Origin of the sequence: Halobiforma lacisalsi AJ5, from assembly GCF_000226975.2 — an archaeon.
In the GTDB taxonomy this organism is placed as follows: Archaea; Halobacteriota; Halobacteria; order Halobacteriales; family Natrialbaceae; genus Natronobacterium; species Natronobacterium lacisalsi.
Genome location: NZ_CP019285.1, coordinates 1557525 through 1580943 on the forward strand (window position 1 = coordinate 1557525; position 23419 = coordinate 1580943).

The window sequence follows — 23419 nt, forward strand, 5'->3', positions numbered from 1 at the left end:
CACTCTCAATCATCGCCGACGAGTCGTTCGGCCGCCGACTCGCGGTCGCCGGCCTGGGCGCGCCACAACGTCGCGTATCTGCCGTCTCCCTCGAGTAGCTCCTCGTGCGTGCCGCGTTCGACGATCTCGCCGTCGGCCATCACGAGGATCGTATCGGCGTCCTTGACCGTCGACAGGCGGTGAGCGATCGCGAGCGTCGTCCGATCCTCGGTGAGCCGATCGATCGACCGCTGGATCAGCAGTTCGGTCTTCGTGTCGACCGCGCTCGTCGCCTCGTCCAGGATCAACACTTCCGGATCGGCCAGCACGGTTCGGGCGAGCGCGATCCGCTGGCGCTGGCCGCCCGAGAGCTTGACGCCGCGCTCGCCGACGCGCGTCTCGTAGCCGTCCTCGAGGTCGGTGACGAACTCGTGGGCCTGTGCCGCCTTCGCGGCCTCGCGGACGGCCTCGTCGGAGGCGTCGAACTGCCCGTACCGAATGTTGTCGGCGATCGTCCCGTCGAAGAGGAACGTGTCCTGGCTGACGTAGCCGACGGCCGAGCGGAGGTCGGTCAGCGCGACGTCCCGGACGTCGTGGCCGTCGATCCGTACCGACCCCTCCTGCACGTCGTACAGGCGCAGGAGGAGTTTCAGGAGCGTCGACTTGCCCGCGCCCGTCGGGCCGACCAGTGCGACCGTTTCTCCGGGCTCGGCCTCGAAGGAGACGTCCTCGATGACGGGTTCCTCGAACGCCCTGTCGTCCGTCGCCCGCAGCCTGTCGGCGTAGCCGAACGAGACGCCCTCGTAGGTGACCCGCCCCGCGACCGGCTCGAGGTCGACCGGGTCCTCGGGGTCGTCGACGTGGACCGGGATGTCCATCAGGCCGAAGATCCGTTCGCTCGAGGCCTTGGCGTTCTCGTACTGGTCGACGATGTTCGAGACCTCCGCGAGCGGGTCGACGATGCGCTGGGTCAGCGTCAGGAAGACGACGAAGTCCCCGACCGACAGCGTGCCGGTGAACGGCCCCGGCGCGGTTCCCGTCGTGAGCCAGAGCCCGCCGACGAGGAAGGTCGCGACGAAGGAGACGCCGGCGAGCAGCTCCATCCCGGGCCGGTAGAAGTAACTCAGTTTGAGCACATCCATCGTCCGCTCGAACATGTTCATCGAGGAGTCGCTGACCCGGTCGGCCTCGTACGCCTCGCTCGAGGTGGTCTTCGTCAACCCCATCCCGGCGATGGCGTTCTCGAGGCGGGTGTTGAGCCGGCCGACGGCGGAGCGCTGACGGACGTACCGCGGTTCGACGGCGCGCATGAACCAGATCGTAAAGCCGACCATCGCCGGCACCGCAAACAGCGTGACGACGGCGAGTTGCCAGTTCAGGTAGAAGAGGACGGCCGCGATTCCGCCGACCATCACGACGAGTCGCGCGGAGTTCATCAGGGCGTTGTCCAGGAATCGCTCCAGGTTCTGCGTGTCGTTGTTGAGGACGGCCATGACCTCCCCGGTCTGTTTCTCGTCGAAGAAGGACATGTCCAGCCGCTGCATCTTCCGGAAGGAGTCGACGCGGACGGTGTGCATCACGCTGTGGGCGAACAGGTTGGCCGTGACCCCGTAGATCCACGTGAAAACGGCTGTCGCGAGGAACGCGATAGCGACTGCCCCGACCGCGAACCAGAACTGCGGGAGTTCGCCGGCCGGCAGCCAGGCCGCGGGAACGAGCGGCAACTCGAGCGTCTCCGACTCCCCGGTGAAGATCGCGTCGATGGCGGCCCCCAGCAGTATCGGCGGGACGAGACTCGCCATCCGGGCGAGGAAGTTCGCGACCATCCCGACGGTGAAGTAGCCCAGCCGGCCGGGCGCGTACTCGTGGAACAACCTCGTTAGCGGTCGCTCGACGTCCTCACGGTAGGCGTCGAACGGCGTCTCGTCGTCAGTGGCACTCACTGGCACGCCAGTTTCGTTTCGAAACGTAAGTCTCCGGCGGTTCGCCGCAGTCGGTACGCTCGAGGGGACCGTTCAGGGGCGGCTCAGTGGCGAACGTACAGGAGGGTCGCGCCGAGCGCGAGGAACAGCAGTCCCCACCACAGCGAGTCGCCGGGCAGTACTTTCAGGACGAGCGTGACGACCCCCGAGGAGATCAGCGACCAGCCGAGCGTTGTCTGGAAGGCCATAGTCGGCGTACGACGGCGAAGACAAAAGGTCACCGGCTTGCCAGAAGCAGCGGTGGATTGCTACTCGAACGAATTCAAGTAAAAGTCACAGCAAAACGGGTATATTGCGTGGAATCGCCACTGACAAACGTAACGTCGGATATTCTGTCGGCGAACGAGCGGTTCGAAGAACCCGAGTGACGCCGTTCACCGCGAGCGCCGTCAGGCGCTCGCGGGCCAACGAGCGACCATCGGGAGCGAGGAGGCTTTTATACTAAATTTTGCCGAGGGCCGCCTTCGGCGGCCCGCAGAGCAAAATTTAGTCCTACATCATGCCGCCCATGCCGCCGCCCATGCCGCCGCCCATGCCGCCGGCACCGGGGGCGCCGCCTTCGTCGTCGCCCTTGTCGGTCGAGAGGTCGCCGGCGGAGATGATGTCGTCGATCTTGAGGACGAGGTTCGCGGCCTCGGAGGCGGAGCTGACGGCCTGTTCCTTGGCGTGGGCCGGCTCGACGACGCCGGCCTCGAAGGTGTCCTCGATGTCGCTCGAGAAGACGTTCAGGCCGGCCTTGACGTCGCCGTCCTCGTGGGCGGCGCGGAGGTCGACGAGCGTGTCGATGGAGTCGAGGCCGGCGTTCTCGGCGAGCACGCGCGGGACGAGCTCGAGCGAGTCGGCGAAGGCCTCGACGGCCAGCTGTTCGCGGCCGGAGACGGAGTCGGCGAAGTCACGGAGTCGCGAGGCGAGTTCGACCTCGATCGCGCCGCCGCCCGCGAGGACGCGGCCGTCGGAGACGGTCTGGGCGACGACGTCGAGCGCGTCGTTGACGCCGCGCTCGAGTTCGTCGACGACGTGGTCGGTCGAGCCACGCAGCAGGAGGGTGACGCCGTGGGCGTCCTCGCCTTCGACGTAGAACAGCTCGTCTTCCTCGTCGCGGGTGACGTCGCCGTGGCCGAGGTCGTCGGCGTCGGCGCTTTCGAGGTCGGAGACGATCGCCGCGTCGACGACCTCCGAGAGGAACTCGAGGTCGGACTTCTTGGCGCGGCGGACGGCGAGGATGCCCTCCTTGGCGAGGTAGTGCTGAGCCAGGTCGTCGATGCCCTTCTGGCAGAAGACGACGTCGGCCCCGAGGTCGGCGATGCGATCGACCTTCTCGCGGAGCTGCTGTTCCTCGCGGTCGAGGAACTTCTGGAGCTGGTCGGGGTCCGTAACGGAGACTTCGGTGTCTACGTCGGTCTCCTCGACCTCGATGGCCTCGTTCAGCAGCAGGACGTCGGCGTCCTCGGCCTCGACGGGCATGTTGTCGTGGACGGGGTCCTTGTCGACGATGCCGCCCTCGAGGAGGTCGGATTCGTCGACGCTGCGGCCCGTCTGGGTCTCGATGTTGAGGAACTCGAGGTCGACGACGTTCTCGCCCTCGTCGTTCTCGACGGTGACCGTGCGGACGGCGTCGACGATCAGCTGCGAGAGGTGCTCTTTGTTGACCTCGGCGCCCTTGCCGGTCATCGAGGTCTCGGCGGTCTTACGCAGGAGGTTCTCGTCGCTGGTGTCGATGTCGGTGGCGATGTCGTCGATCTCCTCGCGGGCCTGCTCGGAAGCGAGGTGGAAGCCCTTGATGATCGCCGTCGGGTGGATGTCCTGCTCGAGGAGGTCCTCGGCGTTTTTCAGCAGTTCGCCGGCGATCGCGACGGCCGTCGTGGTGCCGTCACCCGCCTCGTCCTCCTGGGTTTCGGCGACCTCGACGATCATCTCGGCCGTCGGGTTGTCGATGTCCATCTCCTCGAGGATGGTGACGCCGTCGTTGGTGATCGTCACCGATCCCATCGAGTCGACGAGCATCTTGTCCATCCCTTTCGGACCGAGCGTCGAGCGGACGGCCTCGGCGACCGCTCGCGCCGCCGAGATGTTGTAGTCCTGCGCGTCCTTGTCCTTGACGCGCTGGGAGTCCTCGCTCATCACGATCATCGGCTGTCCCTGCTGCATTCGCTGGCTCATAGTCAGGTGGATCTATGTTTGTCCTTCTATAAAAATATTCCCGTCTTCCGCGTTCACCGACTCGAACTGCTGCCGAGTAATACTCGCGGAACCGCCGTGCGTAAGGGGGTTCAACCGTTATCGTGTGTGATTGACTGTCGTACAGGTCGGGCCGACGAGCCGTGTCACAATCGGCTTTTTTATTTGAGCGATCGGTCCGTCCGGATTGGTCAGATCGAATTGGCAGGCCCCATTAGTTCGATCGGCGGGGAGGTGGCTCCTCGGTAGTCTGCAGTACCGGTGTTAGTTCGTGACTCGATCGTCCGCTGTACGGAGAATCGGCCGCCAGATCAGACTCCGTCATAATTTACGTCGTGATAAGTATACATATATCTGGGTAATATAATAATATTTTATTAGTTGGGTTAACTGTTACTCCGATGACAGAACGAAACAGTGCGGCCCAGCACGCAGCGACGTCGAACAGACGCGGCTTTCTCGAACGGGTAGCGACGGCCGGTATCGCAAGTGGGATCGCAGCGGTCCTCGGCGAGCGGTCCGTCGCTCAGCGAGTGACTGCGAAACCAGCTACGGACCGCGATCCGTTCGAGTTCGATCCGGAGAACGATCCGGACGAGACGTTTCCGCAGTCGATCGCCAGCGGTGGCCCGACGTCGAACGGCGTCATCCTCTGGACGCGCATCGATCCCGCGGCGTACGAGCCGTCAGAGCCGCTGGCGTTCGAAATTGCGACCGACGAGGCGTTCGAGAACGTCGTCTCCGACGGTATCGTCGGCGCCGAGTCGATATCCCCCGAGCACGATTACACCGTCAACCTCGATCTCGACGGCGAACTCGAGTCTAACGGCCGGTATCACTACCGGTTCGTCTACGACGGGGTTGCGAGTCGGACGGGGCGCTGTCGGACGCTTCCGGCAACGGGAGCCGATCTGGACTCGCTGTCGCTCGCCGTACTCACCTGTCAGGATTACCAGAACGGCTACTACGGCGCGTACGCTCACCTCGCGGAGTCAGATGTCGACTTCCTGGTTCACATGGGCGATTTCATCTACGAGTCGGCCGACGGCCAGTACACGTCGCCGACGGCGGACGTGTACGACGGTCGGGAAATCGAGTTACCGAGCGGGAGCCCGCTCGCCGAAACGCTCGACGATTTCCGGCACCTCTATACCGTCTACCGAGCGGATCCCCTGCTGCAGCGCGGGCTTGAGCAGCACACGCTGATCGCCGGCTGGGACGACCACGAAATCGGGAACAACTGGTGGTGGGACGACGAACAGGACGCGCCGCGACTGCCGGAGAAAGACCGCGGCGACGACCCCGAGTTTACGATCGACGTCGCTGCGAACGGCATTCAGGCCTGGATCGAGTATATGCCGTGTCGCGTCGAGTACGATCCCGACGCCACGGAACTCCACGAACAACTGCAGCTCTGGCGATCGATCGAGTTCGGCGATCTCGCGACACTCGTTCGGACGGACGAACGCCTCTACCGTGACGGCCCACCGTGTGGCGAGCAGCGGATCACGTGCGACAACGAGGACGCTCCGAACAGAACGATGCTCGGGGACGAACAGCGCGAGTGGTTCCTCGAGACGGTGACGACCGACGACGCTCGCTGGACTGTGTGGGCCAACGAGGTGCTGACGACGCCGATCACGGCCGGAAAAGGCTACTGGCAGACCGAATTCATCCACGACTCGTGGGACGGTTTCCAGGCCGAGCGCGAAACACTGATGACCACGATCGCGGACGCCGACGTCCGGAACTTCGTCACTCTCTCGGGAGATCTTCACTGTTCGATCGCCGGCTATCAGCGAACGACGTACAACGAGTGGTGGTGGGTCGACTCAGACCCCGTCGGAGTCGAACTCATGACGCCGTCGATTACGAGCGTCAACGCGGCGGACGTCGTGGATTTCCCCGGCGACGTCGACGACGATGCCGTGGCGGGTCTCGTCCGGTCGAGCAATCCCCACATGGAGTTCGTCAACTGGCACAAGCACGGGTACGCGGTCGTCGAGTTCACTCGTGACGACTGCACGTACACCGTCTACGAGGTCGACAAAACGGTCGATAGCGAGGCCGCAGCAAAACGACAGATCGCGGCCTATCGGATCCCCGACGGGAAGATCGACCTCGAGGAACTCGACGTCCGGGCGGACGCGAACTACATCGACGTCGACTCGGAAGGGAAGGCAGTCACGGTCAACGGAACGGGGGAAACGGGAGTCGAAGCCACGAACGAATCGGAGACGGCACCCGATCCTCCCACGGGCGAAGGCTGGCGGGACGACCCGTAAGCGACGCCATCCGGGACGCCCCCCGATCGCGGAGACAACAGGGTTATCCTTCCGTCGACGAATCCGAAGACATGACTCTCGCGGATCGATGCGTACTCGTGACGGGCGGTGCCGGGTTCATCGGCTCTCACCTCGTCGAGCGACTGCTGGCTGAGGGCAGCGACGTAACGGTCGTCGACGACTGCTCGAACGGCGACGCCGACCGGGTCCCCGACGGGGCCGCCTTCGTCGAGGCCGACCTGACCGAACCCGACGCACTCGAGGGCGTCCTCGAGGACGTCGACCTCGTCTTCCACCTCGCGGCGTCGAAACACGTCGACACCGACCGGCCGCACGGCCAGTTCGACGACAACACGCGGATGACCCGCAACCTCCTCGAGGCGATGGCCGACGCCGGCGTGACCGACCTCGCCTACACCTCCTCGTCGACGGTCTACGGCGAGGCTCCGCGGCCGACGCCGGAGGACTACGCGCCCCTCGAGCCGATCAGCGCCTACGGGGCGAGCAAACTCGCCGACGAGGGACTGCTCTCCGCGCGGACCCACAGCCACGACCTGACGGTCTGGACCTTCCGGTTCGCGAACGTCGTTGGCCCGCGCCTGCGGGGTGCGGTCATCCCCGATTTCATCGAGAAACTCGAGGAGGATCCCGGGACGCTGACCATCCTCGGCGACGGCCGCCAGGAGAAGTCCTACCTCCACGTCGAGGACTGTCTCGACGCGATGCTCCACGCCATCGAACACGCAGACGATGCGACGAACACGTTCAACCTGGGGACGCGCACGACCACGTCGGTCGACCGGATCGCCGCCATCGTCGCCGACGAGATGGACCTCGATCCGGACTTCGAGTACACCGGCGGCGACCGCGGCTGGACCGGCGACGTCCCGAAGATGCGCCTCTCGATCGAGAAGCTGTCGGCGCTCGGGTGGGAGCCGACGCTCTCGAGCGACGAGGCGGTGCGGCGCGCGACCCGCGAGATCCTTTCGGAACTTCGATGACGGGATCGATCGGTTGGCCGAAAAGTCAGCCGAGACGGACGGACGGTGACGTTCGCACGAGTTTTAGGTGGGCTTAAATATCTGCGCTCGAGAGGGCGGAGTATGAACGACGGCGGCGAGCGCGACGGGTCAGAGGCCGACGAGGACGGACCGACGGGCGGGGGCATCGGTGCCGCCCTGACCCGCCGTCGGCTGACGGTCGCCGGCACGATCCTCGTCTTTCTCGGCCTGGCCGTCGCAGTTCGCGAAATCGAACTCGAGACGGTCGTCGCCGAGGTCGCCGGCGCGGACCTGCGGCTGCTCGCCGCCGCTGTCGCCGTCTACCTCGTCTCGTGGCCGCTTCGCGGTCGACGGTACGGCGACGTCCTCGCGGCGATGGGACGACGGGTCGGGACGCCGTTTCTCACCGCGGCGATCTTCGTGAGCCAGACCGCTAACCTCGCCGTTCCGGCGCGGGCCGGCGACGCGACGCGGGCGTACGTTATCGCCCGGCAGGACGTCCCCTACACCGCCGGCTTCGCGTCGCTGACGGTCGAACGGCTCTTCGACCTGGCGACGATCGCTGCCCTCGCGGGGGTCGCGACCGGCTGGCTGGCGCTGCAGGGCGAGGCCGGGCCGCTCGACCTGGCGACGACCGGCGGTGCCCGGACCGCGCTCGTCGCGGCCTCGGCAGTCAGCACCGCGACCGTCGGCGTGGGACTCGCGGTCGTCACCTCCGCGCGATCGGAGGTCGGGATCGCACCGTGGCTCCGTCGCCGCGTCGAGGGATCCCCGCGCCTCGAGGCGGCCCTCGATGCCCTGCTCGAGTTCGTCGCGGACGTCCAGCTCGTCGCCCGGAACCCGCGGGCGGCGCTCTGGCCGTCGGCGCGACCAGCCTGGTCGTGTGGCTGCTCGACGTGGTGACGGCCGTGCTCGTGCTCGCCGCCCTGGACAGCAGGCTCGCCGTCGGCCCCCTGCTCGCGGTCGGGACGCTCGCGGTCAGCGTCGGCAACCTCGCGAAGGTCCTGCCGCTGTCCCAGGGCGGCGTCGGGCTCTACGAGGCCGCGTTCACCGCGCTCGTGGTCGCGCTGACGCCGATCGGTGCGGGGACCGCGCTGGCGGCCGCGATCGTCGACCACGCGCTGAAGAACGCGGTGACGCTGGTCGGCGGCGGCGTCTCGGTCGCCGCGCTCGGAATCTCCCTGTCCGATGCCGCCGCTGACGCGTCCGGATCGGGGGATTCCGGCAACTTTTTAGGTTAGCCTAAAAAATGACGAGGTAATGAGTCAGGACATCTGCGTCGTCGTTCCGACGATCCGGGAGTACGAATGTATGCGCTCGTACTTCGAGAACGCACGCGAGCACGGTTTCGACCTCTCGAGGCTGCACGTCGTCCTCGTGACCGAGGACTTCTGTGAGACCGACGAGATGGAACGGATGCTCGAGGAGGAAGACGTTTCGGGCGAGGTCTTCGACGGGTCCCGTCGCGAGGAGTGGTACGCCGAGCACGGCGTCGAGGAGTACGAACACGTCGTCCCGGCGGCGAGCCACGCCGAGACGAGCTTCGGGCTGCTCTACATGTGGGCAAACGACGAGTTCGAGTACGGCTTCTTCATCGACGACGACACCCTCCCGCATCCCGAGGAGGACTTCTTCGGCACGCACATGCAGAACCTCGCGTTCGAGGGCGAGATCGAGTCGGTCTCCTCGGACGAGAACTGGGTGAACGTCCTCTACCAGAACGCCGATGAACACGGCCTCTACCCGCGGGGCTACCCCTACTCGGCGATGGACGAGACCGTCGAGACCGGCACGACCGAGATCGAGGGCGGGCAGGTCGTCGCCTCGCAGGGCCTGTGGACCAACGTCCCCGACTTAGACGCCGTCCGCATCCTCATGGACGGCGACCTCGAGGGGCAGGCCCAGACGCGCACGACGGCCGACGACTTCGGCGAGGACTTCGTCGCCGAGCGGGGCAACTACCTCACCGTCTGTTCGATGAACCTCGCCTTCCGCCGCGAGGTGATCCCCGCGTTCTACCAGCTTCCGATGGACGACAACGAGTGGGAAGTCGGCCGGTTCGACGACATCTGGTCGGGCGTGTTCCTCAAGCGAGCCTGCGACGTCCTCGGCAAGCGCATCTACAACGGCGCGCCGCTGTGTGAACACAACAAAGCCCCGCGTAGCACCTTCGACGACCTCAACAACGAGGTGCCGGGGCTCGAGTTGAACGAGCACCTCTGGCGGGTAATTGACAGCGTGGAACCGGAGGTTCCACGGGCCGCTCAGCCGGCGGAGCCGACTGAGGACGACGCGGGCGAAGACGCCGACTCCTACGCCGATGTCTTCGAGGCAATGGCCCGGGAACTGGCCGACGGGGACTGGGAGGAGTACAACAACGGTGCGTTCTTCAACTACGTCGGCGAACACATGCTCGACTGGCTCGAGTGCCTCGAGGCGCTCGACCGACCCGTCGCCGTTGCCGGGAATCGACGCCTATAAGTGTATTTAGGTGAGCCTAAAACATATGAGTAGAGATCGTGACGCGACGGATCGGCGGACGTTCCTCGCCGGCTCGGCCGCGCTCGGTGCGGCAGGGTTGGCCGGGTGTACCGGCCTCATCGGCGGCGACGACGGAGAGGAAGAGTCGACGGTCTTCGGCCAGATCGGCTCCGGCCGCGCGGACCGGCCCGAACCCGAAGGGACGAAGATCGAGGACTTGCCCGACCTCGAGGGCGAACTCCACGTCTACTCCGGGCGCGGCGAGTTCCTCGTCGGCACGCTGCTCGACGACCTCGAGGAGTATTACGAGGACTTCACGATCGAGCCCCGCTACGGCAACTCCTCCGAACTGGTCAACCAGATCGCCGAGGAGGGTGACGGGACGCCCGCCGACGTCTTCTACACCGTCGACGCGGCCGCGCTCGGCGCGCTGGCCGACGAGGGCCGGTCCCGGGAACTGTCCGACGACGTCCTCGAGATGGTCCGCGAGGAGTTCCGGACCGACTACTGGATCGGTACCTCCGGGCGTGCGCGGACGATTCCGTACAACACCGACGCCCTCTCCGAGGACGACATGCCCGACGACATCCAGGCGTACACCGACTTCGACGGCGACCTCGGCTGGGCGCCGTCCTACGGCTCCTGTCAGGGGTTCGTCACCGCGATGCGGCTGCTCGAGGGCGAGGAGACCACCCGCGAGTGGCTCGAGGGCATCACCGAGTCGGGTATCACCGCCTACAACGACGAGTTCGCGGTCTGTCAGGCGATCGCCGACGGCGAGATCGACGCTGGCTTCACGAACCACTACTACATCCAGCGCGTTCTCGACGGCTCGCCGGACGCCCCCATCGCCACTTCGTTCACCGAGGGTGACGCCGGCGCTGTCTTCGACGTCGCCGGCGCGGCCGTCACCGACGCCGCCGACGATCCCGAACTCGCCGAGAACTTCGTCCGCCACCTCCTCTCGGCCCAGGCCCAGGAGTACTTCGCCACCGAGACCTTCGAGTACCCGCTGATCCCCGACGTCGAACCGGTGGGCGAACTGCCGACGATCGACGAACTCGACGTGCCGGACCTCGACCTCTCGCGGCTGTCGGAACTCGAGCCGACGATCGACCTCATGCGAGAGGTCGGTATCGACACCTGATCGACACCTGAACGACTCCCAACTGCCGGTTCTCCCGTAATGTTCGATCGACTCCGTCGTCTCCTCTCGCGTCCGATCCGGAGCGACCGCGTCGATCGGTCCACCCTGTACGCGTTCTGTGTCGCCGCCCTCGCCGGCGCGGCCGTCTTCGTGGTCGCGACACAGCTGTTTCCCTACCACTCGAGCAACGACGACGAGGCGGTCTATCTCATGCAGGCCGCCATGCTACTCGAGGGGCAACTCGAGCTGTACGTCGGCGACCTCGCGGACGCGTTCCGGCCCTGGTTCTTCGTCGAGGACGGCGGTCGGCTCTACCCGAAGTACTCGCCGGTGCCCGCGGCGATGTACGCCGCCACGATGGCCGTTTTCGGCGAGCCCCGCGTGACGCTCGCGCTCGTCGCGGCGGGCAACGCCGCGCTCACGTACGCCCTGGGATCACAGGTCTTCGACCGACGGGTGGGCGTCGTCGCCGCCGCGCTCTTCGCGGCCTCCCCGCTGGCGCTTCTGACGTCGTCGGTCTTTCTCCCGTACGCGCCGACGACGTTCCTCAATCTCGCGTTCGCCGTCTCGTATCTGCGAGGCGTCCACACCGGGCGGCTCCGCGACGCGGCGCTCGCCGGCGTTGCGATCGGGCTGGCCTTCTTCGCCAGGCCCTACACCGCCGTCCTGTTCGCCGCGCCGTTCATCGGACACGCGCTGTGGCGGGTGATCGGCACGCTCCGGCGGGAGTGGGACGGCACGGTCGCGGTCCGGACGCTGCCGAACCCGGTCCGGCGACACGCCGTCACCGGGCTGTTCGGGCTGGCCTTCGTCGGCCTGACGCTCGCGTACAACGCCCGGGTGACCGGCTCGCCGCTGCTCTTTCCCTACGAGGCGTTCGCACCGCTGGACGGTCCCGGCTTCGGCTACCGCGAGATCCAGGGTCACTCGATCGAGTACACGCCGGCCCTGGCGCTCGAGGCCAACGGCTACGTCCTGTGGTACTTCGCGACCCGGTGGTTCGTCGCGGGGCCGATCGGGACGCTCGCGGCACTGGCCGGTCTCGCGCTCGCGCTGAGACGGTGGACGCCGCCGACGCCGAGCCTCGAGCGGACCCTCGACGGTGACCGAACGGCGGGCATCCTCCTGGCCGCCCTGTTCGTCACCGTTCCGCTCGGCAACATCGCGTTCTGGGGCAACTTCAACGTCCTCGCGACGATGGACGACCCGACGAACGGACTGATCTCGCAGTTCGGCCCCTTCTACCACTTCGACCTGCTCGCGCCGCTGTCGATCTTCGCCGCGTTCGGGTTCGTCGCGGTCTGGCGACGTCTCCGCGACGCTGCGCTTCGAGAGCGGATCCCGGGACCGACCGCGCGGACCGCCCGTCGCCTGGCGCTCGCCGTCCTCGTCACGAGTGCCCTCGTCGTCGGGGGCGTCAACGCCGCCCTGCTCGCCGAGCCGGTCGAGCGCAACGCGGCCCACACCGAGCGGTACGAGGCGGCTTACGAACCGTTCGAGCAGCGGGACGTCGAGAACGCACTCGTCTTCCTGCCGACGCCGTACGGCCAGTGGCAGGGCCACCCCTTCCAGGCGCTTCGCAACGATCCCGGCCTCGACGGCGAGGCCGTCTACGCGCTCGAGGCCGATCCCGAACACGATTTCGCGGTGCTCGAGGCCTACCCCGACCGGGACTATTACCGGTACGACTACCGCGGCGAGTGGACGGCCGGGCCGGACGAGCCCGTGATCCCGAAACTCGAGCCGCTCGAGGTCCGTGAGGGCGAGACCCTCGCCGGCGAGACCGTCGTCGGCGTCCCGGAGCGCGTCTCCCGGGCGTCGATTCGCCTCGCGAGCAACGGCTCGACGGCCTGGCAGACCGTGGACGATCCGGACGACTCGATCGCAGTCGACTGGGAACTTCGGGCCGGGGCGGGCAACACGACTGCCAACGGTACTACGCCCGCCGTCGCTTCCCTCGACGTGCCGGACGACGAAGATGCGAACCCGTCGGTGACGCTCGAGGAGACGGACGAGGTAGTCCTGACGATCACGCTCGTCCAGCCCGATGGGGGGACGTTCACCTACCGCCAGGCGGCGACGGTTCGGGCGACCGACGAGGGGCTCGCGGTCGTCTGGCCGCCCGAACGCACCGGCTGTCGACTGGTCACCGAGTGCGGGCGCGAGGGTACGTACCTGCCCGATCGGCCGGACGGCCACCCCGAGTGGGAGCGGTTCGAGACGCGACTCGAGCCGGTGGACTGACCCGGTCCGCCGTACCGGTTTCCCGGCCTGACTGTGGGAGTTCCCGGTCAGGCCGGAACCCCGTAGTCCGCACGAGAACCGATCACCGAACCAATACTTTACGTGTCGGCGTTCGTAGTCGGTCGCATGACCGATACCGGGTCCGAGCGCTCGACCGACGAGGAAGAGGAGGAGAGTTCAGGCTGGTTCGATATCGTGCTCGACGTCGTCCTCGAGTCGCTCCGGTTCTTCTAGTCCGCCCGGTGTGGCAGCTCCCGAAGCCGCTCCTCGAGCGCGACCTTGACGATCGAGCGGCCGATCTCGAGGCCGCCCTGGATCGGGTCGAGCTTGGTTTCGCCGGCGCGCTCGCGGTACTCGATCGGGTGTTCGCGGATATCGTAGCCGCGCATCAGCGGCCGGATCAGGAGCTCGGCCGAGAGACCGGTGTTTTCGGTCCACTCGATCGACTCGACGACCTCGCGGCGGTAGGCGCGCATCCCCGTCGTGGTGTCGTGCACACGGGTCCCCATCAGGACGCTCGCGGCCGCCGCGAAGAGGTGGTTGCCAAGCCGATTGAACGCGGGCATCGCCTCCGCGCCGTGGTAGAGCCGGTCGCCGCTGACCACGTCGTACCCCCGGTTGATCAGCTCGAGGAACTCCGGAAGCTGTTCCATCGGGTAGGTGTCGTCGCAGTCGGCCGTGACGACGATCGGCCGGTCGGGTTCGAGGATCGCCGCGCGGACGGCGACGCCGTACCCCTGGGGCTCCTGTTCGATCACGGTCGCGCCGTGCTCGCGGGCGATCTCGGGCGTGCGGTCCGAGGAGCCGTCGATGCAGACGACCTCCGCTTTCCCGTCCGTGATCTCCTCGACGTCCGACAGCACCGTGCCGATCGCTTCCTCCTCGTTGTACGTTCCCATGACGACGCTGACGTCCTCGAACGTGAACCGGTCGCTGCCGGCCCCGTCGGTCGCCTCGGGCGCTGATCCGTCCCCGTCGCTTGCGTCGTCGTCTGTCGGTGCGATAGCGTCGCGCGTTCCGTCCCCGCCTGATGTGTCCGTACTACTCATTGACGGTACTCTCGTCCGGTCGCACTTAGGCTTTTAGGTTTGCCTAAAACAAATCGGCGGTCAGACCGATTCGAGGACGTGATCCGCCGCCTTCAGCGCCAGCGCGGCGATCGTCAGCGTCGGGTTCATCGCCCCACCGGTCGGGAAGACGGAACTCGAGGCGATCCAGCAGTTCTCGAGGTCGTGGGTCCGCAGGTCCGGACCGACGACGCTTTCCGTCGGCTCCGTGCCCATCCGGGTCGTCCCCATGTGGTGGTAGGCCGGGCCGGTGTTCTCGGCGTCGACCTGCCAGGTGATCTCCGCGCCCAGTTCCTCGAGGAGTTCCCGCTGGATCTCGTTGACGCGTTCGATGGTCCGCAGCGCCCGGTCGCCCACGTTCCAGTGGACGTCCGGCACGGGATTGCCGCGGTCGTCGGTGCGGTCGTAGTCGAGCGCGACGTAGCTGTCTTCGCGGGGGAGTTGCTCGACTAGCCCGCCCAGGCCGACGTGGTTCCCGTACTCCGAGCGGAGCCGCTCGAGCAGGTCGTCGCCCCAGTCGTCGCCGGAAAGCGCCATCTCGACCGGCGAGGGGCCGTCGTAGTTGAAGAACTCGAGTTTGAACGGCGCGAACTCCGCGTCGGCCTCGTCGTAGAACTGGTGGGACTCGCTGGTGAGGAAGCCGACGTGGTTCTGTCGCGTCGGTTCCTCGAGCACGCCGCCCATCCCCGCGAAGAGGTGGTCCATGAAATAGCGGCCGACCAGGCCGCTCGAGTTCGCGAGTCCGTCGGGGTAGTGGCTCGACTTCGAGAGCAACAGCAGCCGCGGGGTCTCGACGCCGCCGCAGGCGATCACGAAGGCGTCCGCCGCCTGGCGGTACTCGCCGTCGGGCGTCGCGTAGACGGCCGCCTCGATCGCATCCGGGCCGTGCTCGAGTCGCTGAACGGGTGCGCGGTCGATGACCGTCGCACCCTTCCGTTCGGCCCGTTCGACGTGGACCGTCGCGTCGTACTTCGCACCGGAGGGACAGACCGGCTGGCAGGTACCGTAGCCGACGCAGGCGCTCCGATCGTCGTAGGATTCGGAGTTGCGGGCGTTGGGGACCGAGTGCATCTCGATCCCGAGTTCGTCGCAGGCCTCGGCGAACAGCCCGTCGCTGTAGGACGGCGGGAACGCCTCCATCGGGAACGGCTCCTCGCGGGGCGGCGCGAAGGGGTTGTCCTCGCCGCCGGCGACGCCGAGTTCCCGCTCGGCCTCGGCGTAGTACGGACGAAGGTCGTCGTACTCGAGCGGCCAGTCGACGCCGACGCCGCGGGCCGTCCCGGAGCGGAAGTCGTCCTCGTGCAGGCGCATTACCATCCCCTGCCAGTGCAGCGTCGACCCGCCGACGCCTTTCACGCGGGCGTGGTTCAGCGGATAGAACCACTCGCCGCTCGCCGAGTGGGCGTCCCGTTCGGGATCGCCGTCCCAGACGTCCGGTCGATCGTATGCGGGCCGGATCGCACGCTCTTGCCGGGCGAGCCTGTCGTCGAAGTCGAACCGCGGCCCCGCCTCGAGGACGACGACCTCGCGGCCGGCCTGTGCGAGTCGCTCCGCGACGATACCGCCGGCCGGTCCCGCGCCGATCACGCAGACGTCGGCGTCCTCGACGGGCGAACGGTCGGCCGCGCCGTCGGCGGGGCTTGCGGATTCGGCCGGTGGTCGCCCGCTCACGCGTCCACCCCCGTCACGGCTCCGGCCCCCGCTGGTAGGTGTCGATCCCGCCCGGGTGTCCCTGCGGGTTCTCGATGCCGACGAGTTCGCCGCCGGTCGGCGAGGCGTACAGCGCCAGCAACAGTTCGTTGACGACGTAGTACCGGACCCGCTCGGCGGTCGTCCCGTCGGGGTCCTCGTCGGCCGTATCAGCTCCGACTTCCCGGAGGAACGACTCCCGGCCACCGGTCGAGAGCGTCGCGAACCGGGCGCCGTACCACGCCTCGGCCAACTCGTCGACTTTTGCGACCGTCTCGTCCAGCGCGGTCGCGTGGGTCGGATCCTCGAGTCGCCCCTCGAGGAAGGTCCCGACGAACTCCTCGATGCCGGTCACCTCCCGTGGGTAGACGACCTCGGCGGCAGCGAGCAGCGTCTCCCGGATCCGGTCGGCGTCGACGGTCTCCGCCCGGGCGTCTCCGTCCCCGCTTGCGCCCCAGTCTGACCGGTCGAGGCCGGCCACCGCGGCCCCGCCGACCCCCAGCGCGGCAAGCGCCGCGACCGCATCCCGTCGTGTCAGCTCCATACGTTCGGATTAGGCAAACCTAAACCCTTATACCCGTTGAAACGGGATTTCCGAACACGAACTCACTCCCGACTACCCTTATGAAATCTCTCCTCTCAGTCCGCCGTTACACGTCGAACGACGAACTGCCGCTCGGGCTGACGCTGCTGTCGGGAGCTATCGCCGCGGCGATGCTGTTTCCGCTGACGTGGCTCCTCGTCGAGGCCACCCGGGTCGACACCGGCCGCGCGTGGCAGATGCTCGTCCGGGCCGAGACCCTCGAGATCCTCACGAACAGCCTCCTGCTAATGACCGCGGTGACCCTCTTTTCGGTGTTGCTCGGCGTTCCCCTGGCCTGGCTCACCGTCCAGACGGACCTCCCCTTCCGCCGGTTCTGGTCCGTCGTCGTCGCCCTGCCGCTGGTCGTCCCCAGTTACATCGGCGCGTTCGCGTTCGTCTCGGCTTTCGGCCCGCGCGGGGAGTTCCAGTCGATCCTCGAGCCACTGGGCGTCGAACAACTCCCCGAGATCTACGGGTTGAGCGGCGCGACGCTGGTCATCACGCTCTATACCTATCCCTACGTCTACCTGACGACCCGCGCCGCACTCCTCTCGTTCGATACGACGCTGCTCGACGCCGCCCGGACGCTCAACCACGACACATGGACCGCGTTCCGCCGCGTCACGCTCCCGCAGATCCGTCCCGCAGTCGTCGCCGGTGCCCTGCTCGCGGCACTGTACTCCGTCTCCGACTTCGGGACGCCCGCGATCATGCAACTCCCGGTGTTTACCCGCCAGATCTACGTCGAGTTCAACGCCTGGAACCGGGACTACGCCTCGCTGCTTTCCCTCCAACTGCTCGCGATCGTTCTCGTCGTGCTGGCGCTAGAGTGGCAGGTCCGTCGGGGCGACTCGAGTCGCGGCGGCGGTGGCGGCGAGGGAACGGGCGGCGGCCCGGTCGTCGAACTCGGCGCCTGGCGCTGGCCGGCGATGGCGCTGCCCGCGGCCGTGACGGGGATCGCACTCGCGGTCCCGCTGTGGATCCTCGGGCTCTGGCTGGTTACCGCCGATCCGAACGCCAGGCCCGAACTGGCGTTCGAACTCGAGTACGCGATGAACTCCGTGCTGGTCGCGGGCGCGGCCGCGCTGGTGGCGGTCCTCGCCGCTCTGCCGGTGGCGTACTTCGCCGCCCGGAACGACTCGCTGGTCTCGACCGTGCTCGAGCGGGCGACGTACGTCGGTTTCGCGGTGCCCGGGATCGTCCTGGGGCTGGCGCTGGTCTACTTCGCGACCGGCTACGAGTCGCTGAACCTCTCGTTTGCCCCGACGCTCTACCAGACGCTGCCGCTGTTGATCTTCGCCTACGTGGTCCGTTTCATGCCACAGGCCGTCGGCTCGATCCGGACCACGACGCTGCAGGTCGACCCCAAACTGGTCGAGGCCGCCCGCACGCTCGGCGAGACGCCGACCCGGACGTTCCGCAAGATCACGCTCCCGTTGATCGCGCCGGGGATGACCGCCGGCGCTGCGCTCGTGTTCCTGACGACGATGAAGGAGTTGCCCGCAACGCTGTTCCTCCGGCCGACCGGCTTCGACACCCTCGTGACCGTCATCTGGCGGGCCCAGGAGGCCGCCTACTTCCAGTACGCCGCGATCCCCGCGCTCATGCTGCTCGTCGTGTCTGGACTCTCGATGGTCGTGCTCCTCTCGCAGGGGGGCCGTGAGGGCCTTTAAACGGGCTCGAGGGGCTCGATCAGCGACGGCTCGTCCGTCGAGGGATCGTTGACCGCCGTCGAAACCGGATAGGCCCGCATCCCCTCGGCCGGGTACGGCTCTAACAGGTCGCGGACCTCGTCGCCGTCGCCCTCGAGCCACCGCCGTTCGTCGGGGTCGAGGATCACCGCCATCCGGTGGTGTAAGTCCGCGACCAGGTCGTTCGGATCGGTCGTGACGACCGTGAACGTCTCGAGCGGGCCGTCCTCCCGTCCGGCGTCGTCGCTCCCGCCGCCGAAGGCATCCAGCCCCGCCTGCGTCGTCGCCTCGTCCGGCTCCCACCGTTCCCACAGGCCCGCCATCGCGAACGGTCGGTCGTCCTCGAGGGCGACGCGGTACGGCTGCTTCCCGTCTGCCGTTTCGACCCACTCGTAGAACCCGTCAGCGGGGACGAGACATCGACGGGACTCGTAGGCCTCACTGAAACTCGGCTTCTCGTCGACCGTCTCGGCGCGGGCGTTGATGAGTCCGCCGCTGTCGTCGTCAGCCCACGACGGGACGAGTCCCCACTCGAGCCGTCGTGCGACGCCGGGATCGTCGTCGGTGATCACGGGAAGGCGCTGGCCCGGCGCCATGTTGTATCGCGGGGAGAACGAGTCGGGAGCAGTCGCGTCGAATCGCTCCTCGAAGTCGTCGCGCTCGAGGGTAAGGGTGTACCGGCCGCACATACTATACTCATCGACCGACCGAAACAAAGCGTTGTCCGTTCTTTCCGGTAGGTTCCGACACCCTCTCCCCCATCCGAAAACGCCAGAACTGGGATGTCAACTGTCCCGACCGAATTTCGGGACTTGTCAGTGAACTCGACCTCTATCGCTACCCGGTAGCGTACGGGGTGAATGCCCGATTCGGCGTCACCGTTCCTGACTTCAGGGCGAGTTGACTGTCGCCCGTCCGCCGTGACGACTGTAGGCCCCGACGGACGAACCGTAACCCGACGTTTTTTGCGGCAACGTAATCTGCATTCGCCGTTTCACCACACTGTTCACACTCGAACTCGGATTGTGTCTTTCTATTCCTTCGACACGTGTGGTTACATCCGGGGCACCGACGACTCGTGTTTTCGGGGGAGACGAACTCGACGCGAATCCCTTCCGCCTTCGCTTTGTATTCTACCAGATCGACGAGTTGTCGATGCGCCCACTGATGAAACTGCTTTACTGGCGGCGCACGGTCCCGGATGTGTTTCAGATTTTCGAACGCGATGTACTCACAGTCGTACGTCAGCGCTTCCTCGACGATATCGTTAGCAACTCGGTGTAATACGTCCCTCACATACCGTGACTCTCGGCCACTCATCCGCCGTACCGTCCGGTAAGCGGACTGTGTTCCTGTTTCGTAGAGGTTTGAACGAACACGTTCGAATTCACGGTGACGATGCCGAAGCTCTCGACCCGACGCGAAATACGCCGTACTCGTCGTCGCGATGTTGACGATCCCGAGGTCGACGCCAAGGACTGTCCTGTCCTCGTCGTCAGACATCTTCTCTGCTCGTGGTGTCGGTTTCGGTTTTCGGAACCCGATATGAAGGTAGTATCCACCGTCCCGTTTGCTTACTGTCGATTCCGTGATTTCCCATCCATCGTCTCGAAGGTACTGGAACTGATACCCCTCTTCGTCCGACGGTAATCCGATATCACACCGGATTCGGTCGTCGGTCGTAGCCAACGACACCGTTTCGTCGTCGAACAGCGTCATCGATCGTGTATCGTACGTTATAGTGTCGCTGGTGAACGTCGGCCGGGAAACCTCGTAGTTCTCGTCGGCTGCTTCGATCTCTGCGGTACCCTCGAGAGCCGCTGCCGCCTGACGAACAGCGAGTACTACGTGTTGACTCCCCAGATCAGTGCGCGACCGAATCTCGTCGTATACCATCCCCTGGAGAACCGTCGCTCGTGTTTCGTCGGCCTCCCAGCCGATGCGGCTCCCGACGTTGCACGCGGTTTTCCACTGACTGATCGTTTCCTCAAGCAACTCTTGCTGTTCGTCGGCAAGTACGAGGCGAGTGATCGCTGTTCTCCGCAAGTATTCGTCGGCCACTACCAACCCCTGGCTCCGTTTTCCTATTTAAATAATAGGTCGAGTAACTTCTGTAAACACTACTACCCGGAGTGAAATCAATCGAGAAGACGCCAGGACAGGGATTTGAACCCTGAATCCCAAAGGGAACACGCTTTCCAGGCGTGCGCCTTACCGTTCGGCCATCCTGGCTCGAGTGCACCTAGCCACGTCCGTCGTTTAACTCTTACTTTTGTCGTCGCCGTGTGCCTCGGTTTCGCCCCCCACACGTGCCGACCGGGCGGCGAGCCGCGGCTCGAGGACGTACGCGCTGGCGGTCGTCGCGGCGCCGACGAGCGCGGCCACGGCCGCGCCGCGGGGAAGCGTCAACAGGGGCTCGACGAGCAGGGCGTAGCCCTGGACGAGCACCAGGAACGTCATGAAGCCGACCGCTCCCCACAGGAGGGCGGATTTGGTACGCGGGTCCATTTCCATCGGACTCGAGGAGCCGTCAGTCAAGCGAGGCGATGGCCTCGATCTCTACGCCGACGCCCTTCGGCAGCGCGGCTACCTCGACGGCGCTGCGAGCCGGCGGCTCGGCGTCGAAGTAGTCGGCGTAGGTTTCGTTCATCGCGTCGAAGTCCTCGATATCGTCGAGGAACACCGTCACCTTGAGCACGTCCTCGAGGTCGGCTCCCTCTTCCTCGAGGATCGCCGAGAGGTTCTCCAGTGCCTGCTCGGTCTGGGCCTCGATGGGGTCGTCGTCGAGCAGGTCGCCGTCGGGGGTCATCGGGATCTGTCCGGCGGTAAAGAGAACGTCGCCGTCGTTGGTCGCCTGGCTGTACGCGCCGACGGCCGCGGGGGCCGCGTCGGTATCAGTGATGCGTTTCATACCCGGTACCTTTCGGCGAGTGGGCTTAAAGGCAGGCGGATCGGAGTCGGAGTCAGAATCGGAATCGGACTGGAACCGGAGTCGGAATCGAAGCCGCGCTCAGACCAGCACGTCGACGTCGTACCCCTCTTCGCGGAGATCCGCGAGGAACTCCTCGACGTGGTCGGGGCCGCGCATCTCGAGTTCGATCTCGACCTCGGTGTCGTTGAGCTCGACGCCCCGCGAGGTTCGGTCGTGGTGGATCGCGTAGATGTTCGCCTGGTGGGCAGTGAAGATTTCGAGCAAGTCCTCGAGGGCACCGGGTTGATCCGAGAGGACGGTCCGGATCTTCAGGTAGCGCCCGGTCTCGACGAGGCCGCGGACGATGACGTTGGTGAGGGTGTTGAGGTCGATGTTGCCGCCACACAGCGCCGGGACGATCGTCTCGCCCTCGTCGTAGTCGAACTTCTCGAAGAGGACGGCAGCAAGCGCCACCGCGCCGGCCCCCTCGACCACCGTCTTCGATCGCTCGAGCAGGTGGACGATGGCCATCGCGATCTCGGGGTCCGAGACGGTGACCACCTCGTCGACGCGCTCCTGGATGTGCGGGAAGGTCCGTTCGCCGACGCTGCGGGTCGCGATCCCGTCGGCGATCGTGTCGACGCCCTCGAGCGTGACCCGTTCGCCTTTCTCGAGCGAGGGGGCGGCGCTCGAGGCTCCCTCGGCCTGAACCCCGATCACGCGTGCGTCGGGTTTCTTCCCCTTGATCGCCGTCGCGATACCGCTGATGAGTCCCCCGCCGCCGATCGGGACGACGACGGTCTCGACCTCCGGACAGTCGTCCAGGATCTCGAGGCCGATCGTCCCCTGGCCGGCCATCACGTCCTCGTCGTCGAAGGCGTGGAGGTAGGTGCGACCCTCCTCGCGCTCGATCTCGTGGGCGCGCTCGGCGGCCTCGTTGTAGTCCGACCCCTCGAGAACGACCTCGGCGCCGTAGTTGCGCGTGGCCTTGACCTTCGAGATGGGTGCGTGCTCGGGCATCACGATCTTCGCGTCGACCCCCTGGCGCGTGGCCGCGAGCGCGACGCCCTGGGCGTGGTTGCCCGCGCTCGCCGTCACGACGCCCGCCTCCCGCTGGTCCTCGGAGAGGGTCGCGATCCGGTTCGTCGCCCCGCGGATCTTGAACGCTCCCGTCCGCTGGAAGTTCTCCAGTTTCAGGTGGACGTCCGCGCCGGTCATCGACGAGTACGTGTGAGAGTACTCGAGCGGTGTATGGCGGGACGTCTCCCGTACCCGCTCTCGCGCCTCGAGAATGTCGTCGAGTTCGAGCATACGTCCGAGTATCCGGCCACCCTCGTAATATTGTTGGGATTAGACCGACGGCTCGGCGGTAGTGTTACGGAACGGCACCGCTGACGGCACGAATCGCACAAACGGGAAGTTGACGGACGGGAGCGGTTGACCCGGTCCGTCGGCTGTCGATGTTAGGACAGGAAAGTGCTGCCGGGTGCGGGCAGCACGACAGGGAATACACGGCGTGTGACGTGCGAGTGTAGACGGGGACGCCGAGACCATAAAACCCATCCCTCCGGACTGGAAGTGAAAGTGCCAGACGGCGTCGGGGTGAACTGCCCGTCTGACGGCCGACAGACGATCGACAGACGACCGTCATTCGTCACTGTGTATCACGACGTCGGTCCGCTCGAGATACCGCCGAACGCGCGCGGCAAACGGCCCGTTACCCGGCCAGTCGACCCGGTCGGCGACGCCGAGGCGAGTGGGGTCGCCGACGTAGACCGCGATGTCCGCATCGACCTCCTGGCTTCCGTCCACCGCGCTCGCCGCGTCCGTCTTCCAGGGGACCGACACCCGGACGTACAACCCGTCCTCGACCCCCTCGTACCGATCCAGGCGCTCGAGCCCTACGTCGTCGACCGCCAGCAGTCGGCCGTCGACGCGTCCGCCCGGTGCCAGCGTCGGATACCGCCCGTCGACGCGGTGTACCCCCTCGAGGGTTGCTCGACCCTGGAGTTCGTACCTGGCCGGTGGCTCGCCCTCGAGGACGGCTTCGACGCGGTCGTGATCGGTCAGCGTTCCGTAGACGAAGACGTACACGTTCCCCTATCGAACATCGGGCCACTTGTGTTCGGAGGGTCGACCCACGGAGCCGTCGTTTACGTGGCCTCGACCCGTCGTGTCACC

The 23419-nt window shown here is 66.4% G+C and carries 18 protein-coding genes, 1 tRNA gene and 1 pseudogene; 7 read left to right on the forward strand and 13 right to left on the reverse strand.

Features of this window, described 5'->3' with window-relative positions; all coding sequences use genetic code 11:
- Positions 1-5: 5 nt before the first annotated feature.
- The 3 genes from CHINAEXTREME_RS07430 to thsB all read right to left on the reverse strand — a co-directional run bounded on the left by CHINAEXTREME_RS07430 (position 6) and on the right by thsB (position 4109).
- The gene (locus tag CHINAEXTREME_RS07430; protein WP_007140181.1) at positions 6-1922 is read right to left on the reverse strand and encodes an ABC transporter ATP-binding protein; all 1917 of its coding nucleotides are present in this window, start codon (positions 1920-1922) and stop codon (positions 6-8) included.
- Between the two features lie 83 nt (positions 1923-2005).
- Complete coding sequence (locus tag CHINAEXTREME_RS21815; RefSeq protein ID WP_007140180.1) at positions 2006-2149, reverse strand: hypothetical protein; 144 nt, start codon at positions 2147-2149, stop codon at positions 2006-2008.
- A 304-nt stretch (positions 2150-2453) separates the two neighbouring features.
- Positions 2454-4109: a thermosome subunit beta gene (thsB, locus tag CHINAEXTREME_RS07435; RefSeq protein ID WP_007140179.1), complete on the reverse strand. Its 1656-nt coding sequence runs from the start codon at positions 4107-4109 to the stop codon at positions 2454-2456.
- 431 nt (positions 4110-4540) lie between these two features.
- Here thsB and CHINAEXTREME_RS07440 point away from each other — a divergent pair, with 431 nt between their 5' ends.
- The 6 genes and pseudogenes from CHINAEXTREME_RS07440 (at position 4541) to CHINAEXTREME_RS07465 (ending at position 13297) form a co-directional block, all read left to right on the forward strand.
- The gene (locus CHINAEXTREME_RS07440) at positions 4541-6424 is read left to right on the forward strand and encodes an alkaline phosphatase D family protein (RefSeq protein WP_007140178.1); all 1884 of its coding nucleotides are present in this window, start codon (positions 4541-4543) and stop codon (positions 6422-6424) included.
- 71 nt (positions 6425-6495) lie between these two features.
- Positions 6496-7425 (forward strand): NAD-dependent epimerase/dehydratase family protein, encoded by a 930-nt coding sequence (locus CHINAEXTREME_RS07445; RefSeq protein WP_007140177.1) that lies wholly within the window; start codon positions 6496-6498, stop codon positions 7423-7425.
- Positions 7426-7527: 102 nt separating this feature from the next.
- Positions 7528-8666 (forward strand): annotated as a pseudogene (locus CHINAEXTREME_RS07450) (lysylphosphatidylglycerol synthase transmembrane domain-containing protein).
- Between the two features lie 19 nt (positions 8667-8685).
- On the forward strand, positions 8686-9906 hold the full coding sequence (locus CHINAEXTREME_RS07455; protein ID WP_007140175.1) for a hypothetical protein: 1221 nt from the start codon (positions 8686-8688) through the stop codon (positions 9904-9906).
- Positions 9907-9931: 25 nt separating this feature from the next.
- Positions 9932-11053 (forward strand): extracellular solute-binding protein, encoded by a 1122-nt coding sequence (locus tag CHINAEXTREME_RS07460; RefSeq protein WP_007140174.1) that lies wholly within the window; start codon positions 9932-9934, stop codon positions 11051-11053.
- A gap of 39 nt (positions 11054-11092) precedes the next feature.
- Positions 11093-13297, forward strand: coding sequence for a DUF7846 domain-containing protein (locus CHINAEXTREME_RS07465; RefSeq protein WP_007140173.1), 2205 nt, complete (start codon positions 11093-11095; stop codon positions 13295-13297).
- Positions 13298-13527: 230 nt separating this feature from the next.
- Here the strand turns inward: CHINAEXTREME_RS07465 and CHINAEXTREME_RS07470 are convergent, their stop codons facing one another.
- The 3 genes from CHINAEXTREME_RS07470 to CHINAEXTREME_RS07480 all read right to left on the reverse strand — a co-directional run bounded on the left by CHINAEXTREME_RS07470 (position 13528) and on the right by CHINAEXTREME_RS07480 (position 16597).
- Positions 13528-14196, reverse strand: coding sequence for a dolichyl-phosphate hexose transferase (locus tag CHINAEXTREME_RS07470; RefSeq protein WP_238593389.1), 669 nt, complete (start codon positions 14194-14196; stop codon positions 13528-13530).
- A gap of 210 nt (positions 14197-14406) precedes the next feature.
- Positions 14407-16035 carry a GMC family oxidoreductase gene (locus tag CHINAEXTREME_RS07475; RefSeq protein ID WP_007140171.1) on the reverse strand — a complete coding sequence of 543 codons (1629 nt, stop codon included), beginning with the start codon at positions 16033-16035 and terminating at the stop codon, positions 14407-14409.
- Positions 16036-16048: 13 nt separating this feature from the next.
- Positions 16049-16597 carry a gluconate 2-dehydrogenase subunit 3 family protein gene (locus CHINAEXTREME_RS07480; protein ID WP_007140170.1) on the reverse strand — a complete coding sequence of 183 codons (549 nt, stop codon included), beginning with the start codon at positions 16595-16597 and terminating at the stop codon, positions 16049-16051.
- A gap of 80 nt (positions 16598-16677) precedes the next feature.
- Between CHINAEXTREME_RS07480 and CHINAEXTREME_RS07485 the strand changes: the two genes are divergently transcribed.
- Positions 16678-18309, forward strand: coding sequence for an ABC transporter permease (locus CHINAEXTREME_RS07485; protein ID WP_007140169.1), 1632 nt, complete (start codon positions 16678-16680; stop codon positions 18307-18309).
- Here CHINAEXTREME_RS07485 and CHINAEXTREME_RS07490 read toward each other — a convergent pair.
- From CHINAEXTREME_RS07490 to CHINAEXTREME_RS07520, 7 genes are all read right to left on the reverse strand, one after another.
- Positions 18306-19016, reverse strand: a complete 711-nt coding sequence (locus tag CHINAEXTREME_RS07490) for an SOS response-associated peptidase (protein WP_007140168.1) — start codon at positions 19014-19016, stop codon at positions 18306-18308. The genes CHINAEXTREME_RS07485 and CHINAEXTREME_RS07490 overlap by 4 nt on opposite strands.
- A 148-nt stretch (positions 19017-19164) precedes the next feature.
- Positions 19165-20388, reverse strand: a complete 1224-nt coding sequence (locus CHINAEXTREME_RS07495; protein WP_007140167.1) for an RNA-guided endonuclease InsQ/TnpB family protein — start codon at positions 20386-20388, stop codon at positions 19165-19167.
- A 90-nt stretch (positions 20389-20478) separates the two neighbouring features.
- A tRNA-Ser gene (locus CHINAEXTREME_RS07500) sits at positions 20479-20559 on the reverse strand.
- A gap of 27 nt (positions 20560-20586) precedes the next feature.
- Positions 20587-20835 (reverse strand): hypothetical protein, encoded by a 249-nt coding sequence (locus CHINAEXTREME_RS07505; RefSeq protein ID WP_007140166.1) that lies wholly within the window; start codon positions 20833-20835, stop codon positions 20587-20589.
- Positions 20836-20857: 22 nt separating this feature from the next.
- Positions 20858-21238, reverse strand: coding sequence for a Rid family detoxifying hydrolase (locus CHINAEXTREME_RS07510; RefSeq protein ID WP_007140165.1), 381 nt, complete (start codon positions 21236-21238; stop codon positions 20858-20860).
- Positions 21239-21337: 99 nt separating this feature from the next.
- Positions 21338-22549 (reverse strand): threonine ammonia-lyase, encoded by a 1212-nt coding sequence (gene ilvA / locus CHINAEXTREME_RS07515; RefSeq protein WP_007140164.1) that lies wholly within the window; start codon positions 22547-22549, stop codon positions 21338-21340.
- Positions 22550-22885: 336 nt separating this feature from the next.
- A complete protein-coding gene (locus CHINAEXTREME_RS07520) occupies positions 22886-23332 on the reverse strand; it encodes a gamma-glutamylcyclotransferase family protein (protein WP_007140163.1) in 447 nt (148 codons plus the stop codon).
- Between the last annotated feature and the right edge of the window lie 87 nt (positions 23333-23419).